Origin of the sequence: Leptospira bandrabouensis, from assembly GCF_004770905.1 — a bacterium.
GTDB classification, from domain to species: Bacteria; Spirochaetota; Leptospiria; order Leptospirales; family Leptospiraceae; genus Leptospira_A; species Leptospira_A bandrabouensis.
On sequence record NZ_RQHT01000010.1, the window covers coordinates 170,407 to 184,161 of the forward strand.

Here is a 13,755-nt window from a genome sequence, read left to right on the forward strand (position 1 = left end):
GTTGATTCCAAGTCGACCTAGGAGAAAGAATGATTCCAAGGATTGGTATGAAGGCAAAAAACATTCTTCCCAGTGTTTTGGGGTTTATTTTCATCATTTTTGGTATTTCTTTGGTAGTGTTCTATGCTACAAAGTCATGGAAGACTTTTCTTAACCTTTGCCCCAACAAAGATTTTTTGTCTTGGGATGAGAACATCAGACTCAATCAAGTTTTGGATCAGTACGTCGATTTTCGAAACGGAAGTTGGTTTCGTGGGATAATGCCATTTTTGGAAAGTCCGACTTGGCCTCCGCTTCGTTCGGTCCTAACTTTTGTTACACTATTTCTGCCAATTGATGCTTACGAAACCTATCGGGATTCTTTTTTAGGACTATTCTTTTTAATTTTAGTGTACCCTGGTTTGGTTTATATCTCTTATCGCATCACAAAATCCTTGTTATTGGCAGGAATTCTTTCAGGACTGATATTTATCCTAACCATCCAAACGGGAGAAGTGCCAGCTTATTCGCTTTCTTCGATGTTAGAAACTCAATCCATGTTTTTTCTTTTGTTTTCTATCTATGCAATCTACCGTTTGTACGATACAGACAACAGAGAATCTGAAATTGATTCGGGAACGAAGTGGCTTGTTTTCTTTTCTTTATTTGGTTTTTATTTTACTAAGTATCCTTATGGAATTTTATTCTTTATGGCTTGTTTTGCCTATGAGTTACTTAGATCCCCTGCTAAATACAAAGATGTTTTGGTATATTTATTAAAAAATTATGCGAGAGGTATAAGGCTCGTATATTTAGTTTTTGTAGTGCTTATGGTATTTTCTTTGCCAGTTTTAAGGGTGGTTACAAAAATCAATCTCAACCAAAAGGGTTTCAAACAGTTTATGTTTGGAATCACCTTTCTATTGTTTGTTGATTTGTCTGTTTATTTTTTCCGCAAAAGAGATGAAATCAAAAAAGTATTTCCAAAAACTGCCGTGGTCCTTTGGATTTATGCAGTTTTCCCGGCCTTTTTATGGTTGTTTATGAACCCAGATCGGGTCAATGCCCTTATCGATGCCCAAATGATTGTGAATGCCTACACTCGTAGTTTTTTCTTAACACTTTGGACAGAACCAGGACTCGATCCTTCCGTGCCAGGGGTTTTTGATTTTATCTGGGGGTTTCGAACTCTAATCCTTTTTTCTGTTTTATCCCTTCTTTATTTTTTGTTCCGATCGGGAACCAAATTTCTATCCAAATTAAAAGATCCACTTCTGGCAGGGACTTTGATTTTGTTTTTGGAACTTCTCATTTTAGAAGTAACAACAGGAAATAAACAACCGAGGCATGTGTTGCAGTTTATCCCTGCCATCGGGCTTATGAGTTTTCTTTGGATCTTGCGTTTGTACGAGTTAGCTGAGACAAAAATGGAAAAACTGGCATCAGTTTCCGTTTTCCTTCTCACTTCAATTTTTGTGTTTTCGAATTCATTGTATTCACAAGGGATTTTGTCCGGGAAATTTTATGAAACAAAAATGTTTTGTTACCGTGGGATGAATGTTAGTGATTTCCAACCTGCCAGGGAGATTGCCGAACAGATCGTACCTGATAAAAAATACATTCTCATCAATGCCTTCCATTTTGAAGAAAAATACAATACACGAGGTAGAGTGCTTGCCTCGGATTTCGATCTTGCCATGAAACTCAAGACCTATAAACAAGGGATGGTACGAAACGATAACAAATACCGATGGAAAGAATGGACAGATTTTGATTCCGTTCTTTTATTGAGTGATGTTTGTCCGGATAGTTTTGTAGAAGAAAAATTTGAAAATCGAACAAAAATCTTGAATAGTAAGTCAACGTTACTGTCTACTTACAGAGAGAGTTCCGGTATTGCTTGTCTCCAAGAATATAAATTGCTCAAATAGAGAAAAAAGTTTATGAGTATTGCTTCCTTTTCGATCAAACGCCCCATTTTCATTTCTTCGTTAGTCATCATTATGGTGATTACAGGATTTATTTCCTTAAAACGAATCGGTGTCGACCTTTTCCCTGACATCAATATTCCCTTTGTCGTGGTATCGACTGTGTATCCTGGGGCAGGGCCAGAGGAAATCGAAACCTCCATCTCCAAACCATTGGAAGAGGAACTCAGTTCTATCTCCGGCCTCAAACGAATCACCTCGAGAAACCAAGAGGGGATTTCGATGGTATTTGCGGAATTTAACTTAACCACTGATATCAAATACGCGGAGCAACAAGTTCGGGATAAAACCGCTCGCGTCAAACCTCTCTTCCCTGAATCTTCTAAAGAACCACTGGTCCAGAGGTTTGATCCCTCGGACCAACCGATCATGAGGATTTCTCTTTTTGCTGATTTACCAGAAGGAGAACTCTATGATTTGGCAAAAGAAAAAATCAAAACCAAACTAGAGCAAGTGAATAACGTTGGTGCGGTGAAAATCATAGGGGGTTCTCGTCGGGAAATTCATATTGAATTAGATCGTAACAAAATCAATTCCTACCAAGTCCCAGCCATAGCCATTGGAAACCAGATCAAAAACTCTGGCGTAAACATTCCGGCAGGAAAGGTGGAAGGTGGTGATAAAGAAACTTCCTTTCGGACCGTTGCTAAGTATGAATCCTTATCGCAAATTGAAAATACGGTAGTCTCCTTCGGAGGAGAGTTTGGGCGAGGGGTTTTAGTCAAAGACCTTGGCCAAGTTAAGGACACTCTTCAAGACCGCCAAACATTGGGTATGCTATATGCACCGATTAGTGCAGAAGAACACGAAGAACCCTCTGTCATCGGGAAGTTATTATTCAAATACGAACCACCTAAAAAAGAAAGAATTCAAAAAACTGCTCTCTTTTTGGATGTGTACAAACAGTCAGGTGCCAACACAGTAGAAGTGGCCGATGGAATCCTCGGAAAAATTGATACCATCAACGCACAAATCAAAGATTTAAAAGGAGCACCAAAGGTCATTCTGATTCGGGACGGATCCAAATGGATTCGGGCAAATATTGAAGATGTGACGATTGCCATCATCCTTGGGATCTTACTTGCAGTCATCGTAGTTTATCTTTTCCTCGGGAACGTTCGTTCCACCTTAATTACCGGAATGGCACTCCCCAACTCTATGTTAGGTGCCTTTATCATTATGTATGCAATGGGTTTTACCATGAACGTAATGACCTTGCTTGCTCTTTCACTTGCCGTGGGACTTCTTGTTGATGATGCCATTGTGGTTCGGGAAAATATTTTCCGCAAACTAGAAGAAGGGGAATCGGTGATTGTTGCAGCAAGGAAAGGAACGGAAGAGGTAACCCTTGCCGTCATTGGAACTTCCTTAACGGTGATTGCAGTATTTTTACCGATTGGATTTTTATCTGGAATTGTAGGTCAGTTTTTCAAACAGTTTGGACTCACCGTTGTTTTTGCGATGATCATCTCGTTATTTGATGGTTTGACCGTAGCACCAATGTTATCTGCTTATTTTGCAGGGAAAACGGATATCCATAAAAAGAAGAATATTGTCCTCCGCAATTTTGATAAGTTTCAAGATTTTCTGGACAAAATGTACGGAATCATTATGAAATTTGCCCTAAAAAAACCTTGGGCCGTGATTTTGTTAACCTTCCTTACATTGATTACTAGTATTTTTTCTCTCGCTTTTGTAAAAAAGACCTTCTTACCTGCAAACGACCAAGGTGAGTTTATGGTCAATGTGGAGATGGCTCCAGGAACTTCCTTACAAGGGACAGCAGAAGTGGTGAAAGAAATTCAAAATGCCATCATTAAAACGGTTCCAGAATTGGAACTTTTGGCAACGGTTGTGGGAAATAGTGATGGTGAATCCAATATTGCAACCATTGGTGTGGCACTCCTTCCTTCCGAATACCGCAAACGCACTACAGGTGATGTCAAAGACCAAATCCGCGAATACCTCAAACAATACCCACAAGCAAGACCGAAAGTGAACGACTATTCGGCGATCGGTGGTGGAGTTCAATATCCATTCAACTTAAACTTAAAGGGTGAAAACTTAAAAGACTTAGAAGCATATTCTTTCAAAGTAATGGAAGAATTACGAAAAATCCCAGATCTTACAGATGTGGACACAACTTACAGAACAGGGAAACCTGAATTCCAAGTTGTACCAAACCGATCCAAAATGCAAACCGTTGGGGTTGTGGCCGGGGTCATGGGAGCAGAACTTCGTTACCATATCGAAGGTGGGGAAGTGGCAAAGTATTTAGAAAATGGAATTGAATATGATGTAAGACTTCGTTTGAAAGAAGACCAAAGAAACTTACGTAAGTCTTTCTATGAAACAAGAGTTCCCAATATCCAAAACCGACTCATTCCTCTGAATGCCATTGCTGATGGAAAAGAAAGTAGTTCCCCTGCACGGATTATCCGGGAAGACCGGTCACGGGTCGTTCCTATCAATGCAAACTTGGCACCAGGGGGAGCGATTGCCTCGGCTTCGGAAGCAGCCACAAAGATCCTAAAAGACAAACTTCCACCACCACCAGGAATTACCTATTCCTTTGTGGGACAATCGGAAGACTTTAAGGAACTTTTACAAAACATAGTCCTTGCTTTTGGAATGGCTCTTATCTTCATCTATCTGGTGTTAGCTTCTCTATATGAATCCTTTATCACACCGATTACAATTCTATTCGCTATCCCACCTGCCATTTCGGGAGCCTTCTTTGCTCTTGCTTTAACTGGTGAGATGTTGAATTTATTTAGTATGATCGGACTCATTCTCCTTATGGGACTCGTTGCTAAAAACTCCATTCTGCTTGTGGACCATGCGATGCTTGCTATGAGAGAACATGGAATGACAAGGGATGAAGCAATTTTTGATGCAGGATCTAAACGACTTCGTCCGATTCTTATGACTTCCCTTGCGATGATTGCAGGAACTTTGCCAATTGCATTGGGAATCGGAGAAGCATCCAAATCAAGAACTGCTATGGGGATTGCCATCATCGGGGGTCTTGTATTATCCACACTTATCACACTCATTGTAGTGCCTGCCGTGTTTGGATACATTGACCGCATCCGCGAAAAAATTGAAGGTGCTTTCCGCCCAGATTATGAAATTCGCCCTGAGGATTTAGAGGATTAGACCTTTATCCTAGTAAGTTCTTTGGCATAAATTTAAACTTGCCCAAACTTTGAATTCGGTGTTCTCTTGCTATCATGTCCAGCGAACGCCGAATCTACAAACGAATCTCTGAAAAAGTCCATCTCACATATCGTGTGATCCAATCGGGGGCAGGCGCGGCCCAGTTTTTACCAAAAGACAAAGGGGAAGGGGATTCCCAAGACATTTCCGAAGGGGGACTTTTGTTTCGCACCAAAGAACCTATGCCCCTTGGAACTCGATTGGAATTAGAATTAAGATTCCCTGATGTGAAATACGTTTTATATCCAAAAGCAAAAGTGGTAAGATTGGAAGAATTTGGAGAAGGGGCTTTTTATGAAGTAGGTCTTGAATTCAATCAAATGTTTGATGACGACCAAAAACTTCTATTGGAACATATTGGCCGGTTGGCCATTTAGCTTGAGTTAGGTTCTTTCCCGTCAAACGGTTTTAATCTCAGGTAACACCCATGCTGCAAAAGTTTTTTACTCTCATTCGTGGGATTCCTCTGGAACCGATTTCTCTACTCGCAGTTTATTCTGAAATTATCAGCAAATTGTATTTTCTTGGATTCGCTTATTGTTTGGCGTATCTCCAAAGTGTTTATTTGGAATGGAATGCAATAGACCAAACCAATTGTATTTTATCTGCCATCCAACTTGTATTTAGTATTCTCTTGGTATTGACTTCCTTTTTTTATAGAAGTTTTTTTGGTTTTGCTCCCATCATTGTTCGTTTGACTTTTTTTCTTTTGGTATTAGTAGAAATTGAAACTGGTTTTCACGATCCTACGATTCCTTATTTTGATCCTAGAAATTGGTTAACTATCACAGCCTTACTTGCTACATCTTCTTTCTTTTATCCAGGCCTTGTTTGGCAGTACATTTTAGAATGGTCTTTTGTACTCTTGATTTATCTCCTTCGTGTTTACTTTGCCAACCAAACGGTGATACCGATCGAAACATGGAGGGAGATGTCCACCATTTTCCCTTTGTTTCTAGTTGCCTTTTTTTTAAACCACTGGTGGTTTCGCACTCGTTACATTGCTGCTTACCGGGGGATGTTACTCGAAGAAAAACGTAGAACTTTTTTCCAAGACGTTCATGATAGTTTAGGTTCACAATTGACGGATTTAGTTTTACTCGCTAAGAAGATGGAAAGGTCTCCCACAGAAGTTTCGGAAAACCAAATCCAAAAAATAAAACAGTTATCTGAGTCCGCTTTACAGTCCTTACGAACCCAAGTCCAAGAAGAAAACCAAAGAGAATTGTTCCAAGAATCATTGTTAGATGGTTTAAAGTTGTCTATAAAAAAAAGGTACAAATTAGTTGGTCGTGGAATCAACTTGGAGTGGATGAGTTTGGGAGAGGATCCGATCATCAAAATCAAAGATCCAGAGATGGCACACCATATTCTGCAAATCTTTAAAGAAATCACTACAAATGATTTAAGACATGGAGAAGGGACCTCGACTTGGAAGGTAGATAAAACACAAGATCACTTACAGTTCCAGTTTTTTGCCGGGTTTGGTCAACCTCAAAAAAATGAAAATTCTACTAAGGAACTTAAATTAAATCAAAGTGATTTGTCTGAGTTTGGAATCGGTGAACATGGGTTATACCAAAGAATTAAAGCTTTAAATGGCTATATTAAAATCACCGATTTTCCTTATCAAATCGATATAAAACTTCCAATGAGTTTATTTCAAATATGAAATCTATTTCCATTGGTATCATCGAAGACAATTTAGATTTTTTGCAATCGTTATGTGGTGTTTTAAAACAAAATTCTCATCTAAATTTTGTCACATGGAATTCGGCTGAAGATTTTTGGACGAGTGGACAATCTAAGGACTTGGATTTGCTCATTTTGGATATTGGTCTTCCTGGGATGAGTGGGATTGATGTTCTCAAAACTTACCATGCAGTGGAATCGAGAAAAAGCCTTGTGATTTCCGCCTTACAAACGGATGACGCAATCTTTTCCGCTCTTCGGAATGGAGCTTCTGGTTATATATGGAAATCGGAACTTGAATCTTTACCTGAGACCATCCAAACAATATTAGATGGTGGGAGTGTGATTTCTCCTTCGATCGCAGCAAAAGTTTTGTTAAGTTTTCGTAAACCACAAATCCATTCAGACTTATGTGGGGTAGAAGTTCTTACTCCCAGAGAAAGACAAATTCTGGAACTAATTGTAGAAGGAGATAATCCTAACCAGATTGCTTCTCTATTTGGAACCACAGTAGGAACTGTCAGGCAACAAATTAAAGCCATCTATAAAAAACTCCAAGTGAACACTCGAGTTCAAATGTTGAAAAAAGCTCGGCAATTTGGAATTTTTTGAACTGATACAACTTTCTGTTTTATACCATTTGGTAAATGGACAAATATCCTAAGATCGGTTACACTGTTCGCATCAGCTTCCTTGTTAAGAAAAAGATGCGTTTCAGTTCCTTCGATTGGATTCCTGTTTTCTGGCACAAACTAAGACTTTTCCTGTGGTTGGTTGCTTTTTTAGTGTTGGTATTCTTAATGAATTGGATTCGATAAACGAATCTATATAAAAGTAATCCTCTAAACCCGTTTGAAAGGTTTTGACCCGAACGAGCCCTGTTCTTCTTCTAAGTACACTGTTTTTCTCAATTCTGCCTCTACTCCTTTTTTATACCATTTGGTACATAGACAGGTTTCATTTTGAGCGATAAAATGAGAGTTTAATACCAGTCTTTCCTATTCTTTGATTGGTAATAGCAAACAATTTCCATTCATTGTCAATTTGCTTCTGCAGATACCATCGTGTCCGAGACCACGGTGGTTTTTTTTATCCCCAAAAGAAAGGGAAAATCCCAGTTAAGTGGCAAAAATTCTTACAATAGATTTAAAAATTTACTATTCTGTAATGTCTCGGATACGAAAAAATATTGCCTAAAGAAAATCTAGGAATAGGCTTGGCTACACTTTCATAGGAGAATTTATGAAGAAAATTTTACTCATGGCTGCAGTTGCTGCACTCGTTGCAAATTGTTACAGCATCGACAAAACAAAAGTTGGCGGAAAAGAAGTAGTGACAGCTACACAAATGAACCCAGCTATTTTTACTATGTGGGGAGCACCTGTTACTGCTTGTTTAGATGACCTAAACAAAGAAGGTGTAACACAAGTTGTTGACGCAAAAGGTCCTGCGACTAAGGGTTTGTTCACTACAAGCCGTATTTCTACAACTGAAGCTTGCCAAGCAACTGGCGTTAAGTAAGTTTTTTGTTGGACTGATTCGGCTTTTGTTGGTCAGTCCAACTTCTCTCCTCTTTCATTGAACCAATTTTATCAATTTTTTATTTTCCAATTTTTATTCTTTTGTCTTTTCGCATCACCCATTCTTTCTGATTCAAACTTCCCCGATTTAGATTCCATTGAAAGAGCCTCATTCGAAAGAGACTGGCTTGTTCTGCTTCATTACCAATCTTCAAAATGGACAAAGAAGTATAAAAGTTTGGCAGATGGTCCTTCGTTTTTTTTATCACCGGAGGGAGTAACCAATCCAACTTCAGAATTAAAAGCCCATTTGGAAATTTTTCAAAAAACAAAAGACGAATTATACAGAATGGAATGCAAATTCCCTGCCAGGTTCCATTGGATTCGAAAACGTTTTGGTTTTCCCGCCGATCCAACTTGGGAAAACCAATGCCCTAAGTGGCCTGAGTTTAAAAACCAAATGCGAGCCAAGTCGGTTTCTGTGGTCTTTGCGTCTTTCCATCCAGAACATCCTGCCTCTCTCTTTGGACACACCATGCTCAAATTTAATGAGGAAAAACCCAATGGAGTTGTTTCTGATGATTTGATATTAAATTATGCGGCAACTGTACCTGGAAACATCGATCCAATTTCGTTTGTGATTTATGGAATGGCAGGTGGATTTCACGGATCATTTGAAATCCAAAAATATTTATATAAAATTCATGAATATAATGAATTTGAAAACCGAAATCTTTGGGAATTCAAACTTAGTTTGAATCAAGAGGAGGTGGATCAGTTGACTCGCCACCTTTGGGAGATGTCTAAAAACCATTTTGATTATTATTTTTTAGATGAAAACTGTTCCTTTCGCATTTTGACACTTCTCGAAGTAGCAAGACCAACGCTGCGACTTACGGATCGAATTTCAGTGATGTTACTGCCAACAGAAAGTTTGAAAATTCTTTCCAAACAATCAGGACTCATTGAACAAGTTCAGTTTAGACCTTCGATTATTGAAAGATACAGACACAAATATGGTTATTTAACTTCTTCAGAAAAAAAGATTTTAGACCAAATGGTAGATGGGAATATGGATTCTGCCTTTGAATTAGATCCTGTTCGAAGAACACTATTATTTGATATTTATATCGATCATCTAGTCATTCATAAAATTAAAGCTTATGGAAAGATGGAAATCATAGACCAACAGTTATATGCAGAAGCGGAACATAAAAGAGGAGATGTTCAAGTTTTAAATTCGTTACCAAATTATTTCCAAATTGATAAATTATCCAATCCGCTTCTTAGCCATGCACCATCACAAATAACAATGGCTCATGGAAATTCGACAAATGGAGGTTATAGTGAAATTCAATATAGACCGGTCCTTCGAGATTTTACAGATTCTTATCTTGGTTATTCTCCATACAATCAAATTTCTTTTTTAAGAACGAACGCACGTTTCTATGAAGACACAAAACAAACTGTCATACAAGAGTTTCATGTTTTGGAAATGACTTCTTTAAACCCCATTGGACAAAAAATTTGGAAACCCTCTTGGCGTTTGGATTTAGGCCTTAAATCATTGTATACCGAGAAAAATTACATAAAACCAATAGCGGAATACTATGGTTATGCGAGTGGAGGGTATGGAGTTTCATTTGAACCATTTTATCCTTTTTTTAGACATCAATTTGTTTTGTTTTCTTTTTTGGATCTCAGGGTAGACCAATCTCCCATCTGGGGAAGGGGATATCGTTTAGGTGGAGTGAGTAGTACTGGCCTTCTCATACGTATTTATGAATCTTTTGGATTGATATTTTCGGGAGATTATCGTTCTTATGTAGCGGGAGAAAGAGGAAACTTCCCTGAATTTGTATCTCAGATCAATTGGACTATACTTGAAAATCTATCATTGGAATTAAAATACAAACAAATCCAATCCAAAGAACTGGATTGGAACGAATACCAAGCAGGATTAAAATTTTTCTTCTGATTCTATTTTGGGTTTGGTGAAAGATCAGTCTATCAATCGTTTGATTTCTTTTAGAAGTGTGGACTGGCCCAACATCAATTTTTTTTCCGATTCCGTAATTGCCTCTTTTTTACCAGGGCGCATAAAAAACTTTTCTAAAACCGCTTCTCTTAGAGTTTCTTCAAACCACATCCGGGTTTGGTTCTCGCGATTTTTCGCATAATATCCGTTTGATTTTGTTGTGGAGATATAATCTAAAATCAGTTTCCAGATTTCATCAATTCCCTTTCCACCGATCCCACTGCAAGTGGTGGCCCTAGGTGTCCATTTGGATTCTGGGGCAGGGAAAAGGTGGAGGGCAGATTCATACTCCACACGTGCTCGCATCGCAAAGGGTTCATTGGGCCCGTCGGCTTTATTGATGGCAATGAGGTCAGCCATCTCCATAATTCCCCGTTTGATTCCTTGGAGTTCGTCTCCGGCACCGGCTAACATGAGTAATAAAAAAAAGTCCACCATGGAATGGACTTGGGTTTCGGATTGTCCGACACCTACAGTTTCTATGATGATGGTATCAAATCCGGCTGCTTCACAGAGATACATGGACTCTCTTGTTTTTCTTGCAACTCCACCAAGCGAACCACTGCTAGGTGAGGGTCGGATAAAGGCATTTTCTGATTTAGAAAGAATCTCCATTCTTGTTTTATCGCCGAGAATGGAACCTTTGGTTCTTTGGCTACTCGGATCAATGGCAAGGACTGCAAGTTTACGGTTTTGTTCTAAAAGGTAACTTCCAAAACTTTCAATAAAGGTAGACTTACCAACGCCGGGAACACCTGTGATTCCCATCCGGATGGAATTGCCTACCTTTGGCATCACAAGCTCCAAAATGGCCTGGGCTTTGTCATTATGTGCTTCTAAATTACTTTCTACAAGTGTGATGGCTTTGGAAAGGTGGGTGCGGTTCCCAGAAAGAATTCCTTCCGCAAGTTCTTCTGCCGAAATATCTTTTCGGCTCAGAGTTTTTCTTTGGTCACGAATGTAAGGAGAAATGGCAGGGGCATCGGCGACACCGGGATTGACAGAAAGTGCGGATTTGGGATTCGCATAAACGGAATCCTGATTCTTTTTGCCTATGTCCTCGTTTGGTGTTTCCATATTAGTTGATTCTTTGGGAAAGATCCTAACCAAAACCGATCCACTGATGGATTTCAGTAAACCGGTGTTTGGTGGGATTGATCCCTTGGCTAAGTTTGAACTTAGGCAGCTCTTCTTTCACCAAGAAGGATGTTCAGAATTTGTTTCGCAGCTTCTGAAATCACAGTGCCCGGTCCAAAAATTGCCGTAGCTCCTGATTTGTAGAGGAAGTCGTAATCCTGTGCAGGAATCACCCCACCCACAACCACGAGTACATCTTCTGCACCCAGTTTTTTTAACTCTTCAATCACCTGGGGAACAAGGGTTTTGTGACCGGCAGCAAGAGAGGACACTCCCAAGATATGGCAGTCATTTTCTACGACTTGTTTGGCGACCTCGGCCGGTGTTTGGAACAAAGGCCCGATATCAACGTCAAAGCCCATATCAGCAAAACTTGTGGAGATCACCTTGGCTCCACGGTCATGTCCATCTTGGCCCATTTTGGCCACCATGATTCTTGGGCGACGCCCTTCTAATTTGGCAAATTCATCTGCTAGGTCTCTTGCTTCTAAATAGCCTTTGTCTTCGGAAATTTCAGAGGAATACACTCCAGAGATAGAACGAATCACAGCTTTGTACCTCCCAAATACTTTTTCCATAGCATAAGAAATTTCACCAAGAGAAGCACGTTTCCTTGCGGCATCCACAGCGAGTTCGAGAAGGTTCCCTTCACCGGTTTCGGCACATTTGGTAATGGCATTTAACGCGGCTTCTACGGCAGAACTATCTCTATCTTTTTTCATTTGTTCCAATCGTTTGATTTGGGCAATCCGAACGGCAGTATTATCAATGTCTAAAATATCGAGAGGGGCTTCTTTGTCCAAACGGAACCGGTTGACCCCAACAATCACATCCTTTCCAGAATCGATACGGGCTTGTTTTCTTGCAGAGGCTTCTTCAATTCGCATCTTAGGAATTCCTGTTTCGATTGCCTCTGCCATACCGCCTAACTTTTGTACTTCGGTAATGAGGGCCCAAGCTTTGTGGACTAAATCGTTTGTGAGTTTTTCTACATAGAAGGAACCACCCCAAGGATCAATGACCCGGTGGATGTTGGTTTCTTCTTGGAGATAAATCTGAGTATTTCTTGCAATCCTTGCCGAGAAGTCGGTGGGAAGGGCAATGGCTTCATCTAATGCATTTGTATGTAAGGATTGGGTGTGCCCAAGAGCTGCGGCCATCGCTTCGATACAAGTCCTTCCTACGTTGTTGAAAGGATCTTGTTCGGTGAGTGACCAACCAGAGGTTTGGCAGTGTGTCCGAAGTGCCAAAGACTTCGTGGATTTGGGTTGGAACTGGTTGACGATCTTTGCCCAAAGAAGCCTTCCCGCACGCATCTTGGCAATCTCCATAAAATGGTTCATTCCAATGGCCCAGAAAAAAGATAGGCGAGGGGCAAATTCATCTACAGAAAGCCCGGACGCAATTCCTGTTTTGATGTATTCCCATCCATCGGCAAGTGTGTAGGCAAGTTCTAAGTCTGCTGTAGCACCCGCTTCTTGCATATGGTATCCCGAAATGGAAATGGAGTTAAACTTAGGCATGTACTTGGAAGTATAACCAAAGATATCAGCAATGATTTTCATGGAATGTTTCGGTGGGTAAATGTAAGTGTTCCTCACCATAAACTCTTTCAGAATATCATTTTGGATGGTACCGGAGAGTTTGTCTTTCGAAACTCCTTGTTCTTCGGCAGCTACTATGTAGAAGGCAAGGACTGGGATGACAGCGCCATTCATCGTCATGGAAACAGACATTTGGTCGAGAGGAATTTGGTCGAAGAGGATCTTCATATCCAAAACCGAATCGATGGCTACACCTGCTTTTCCCACATCTCCCACCACACGTTCATGGTCAGAGTCATAACCACGGTGGGTGGCAAGGTCAAAGGCAACAGAAAGTCCCTTTTGTCCGGCAGCTAAGTTTCTACGGTAAAAGGCATTGGATTCTTCCGCTGTGGAAAACCCAGCATATTGGCGGATGGTCCAAGGTTTATTCACATACATTGTGGAATAAGGGCCACGTAAATAAGGAGGAATCCCTGCCGCATAGTTTAGGTGTTCCATTCCTTCCAAATCTGTTTTCGCATAACGAGATTGGATGGAGATTCCTTCTGCTGTTTGCCAAAGGGAAATGGACTTGGGATCCGGTTTTCCTTCGCTAAAAGAAAGGGGAGTATTTGCAAAATTAGGTTTGTTCATGT

9 protein-coding genes are annotated in these 13,755 nt (G+C 40.1%); 7 read left to right on the top strand and 2 right to left on the bottom strand.

The window, feature by feature from the left end:
* The first annotated feature begins 29 nt into the window (after window positions 1–29).
* The 7 genes from EHR07_RS02950 to EHR07_RS02980 all read left to right on the top strand — a co-directional run bounded on the left by EHR07_RS02950 (window position 30) and on the right by EHR07_RS02980 (window position 10,376).
* Window positions 30–1,910, top strand: coding sequence for a hypothetical protein (locus EHR07_RS02950; protein ID WP_135743702.1), 1,881 nt, complete (start codon window positions 30–32; stop codon window positions 1,908–1,910).
* A gap of 12 nt (window positions 1,911–1,922) precedes the next feature.
* A complete protein-coding gene (locus tag EHR07_RS02955) occupies window positions 1,923–5,126 on the top strand; it encodes an efflux RND transporter permease subunit (protein WP_135743703.1) in 3,204 nt (1,067 codons plus the stop codon).
* 74 nt (window positions 5,127–5,200) lie between these two features.
* Complete coding sequence (locus EHR07_RS02960) at window positions 5,201–5,563, top strand: PilZ domain-containing protein (protein ID WP_135743704.1); 363 nt, start codon at window positions 5,201–5,203, stop codon at window positions 5,561–5,563.
* Window positions 5,564–5,613: 50 nt separating this feature from the next.
* Window positions 5,614–6,858, top strand: a complete 1,245-nt coding sequence (locus EHR07_RS02965; protein WP_135743705.1) for a histidine kinase — start codon at window positions 5,614–5,616, stop codon at window positions 6,856–6,858.
* Window positions 6,855–7,490, top strand: a complete 636-nt coding sequence (locus EHR07_RS02970; RefSeq protein ID WP_135743706.1) for a response regulator — start codon at window positions 6,855–6,857, stop codon at window positions 7,488–7,490. The genes EHR07_RS02965 and EHR07_RS02970 overlap by 4 nt, the downstream gene beginning before the upstream one ends.
* A 630-nt stretch (window positions 7,491–8,120) precedes the next feature.
* Window positions 8,121–8,399, top strand: coding sequence for a hypothetical protein (locus EHR07_RS02975; protein ID WP_135743707.1), 279 nt, complete (start codon window positions 8,121–8,123; stop codon window positions 8,397–8,399).
* Window positions 8,400–8,456: 57 nt separating this feature from the next.
* Complete coding sequence (locus tag EHR07_RS02980; protein WP_135743708.1) at window positions 8,457–10,376, top strand: Lnb N-terminal periplasmic domain-containing protein; 1,920 nt, start codon at window positions 8,457–8,459, stop codon at window positions 10,374–10,376.
* A gap of 24 nt (window positions 10,377–10,400) precedes the next feature.
* Here EHR07_RS02980 and meaB read toward each other — a convergent pair whose 3' ends face one another.
* Entirely contained in the window at window positions 10,401–11,513 is a 1,113-nt protein-coding gene (gene meaB / locus EHR07_RS02985; RefSeq protein WP_135743709.1) for a methylmalonyl Co-A mutase-associated GTPase MeaB, read from the bottom strand.
* Window positions 11,514–11,614: 101 nt separating this feature from the next.
* The gene (scpA, locus tag EHR07_RS02990; RefSeq protein ID WP_135743710.1) at window positions 11,615–13,753 is read right to left on the bottom strand and encodes a methylmalonyl-CoA mutase; all 2,139 of its coding nucleotides are present in this window, start codon (window positions 13,751–13,753) and stop codon (window positions 11,615–11,617) included.
* Window positions 13,754–13,755 lie beyond the last annotated feature (2 nt).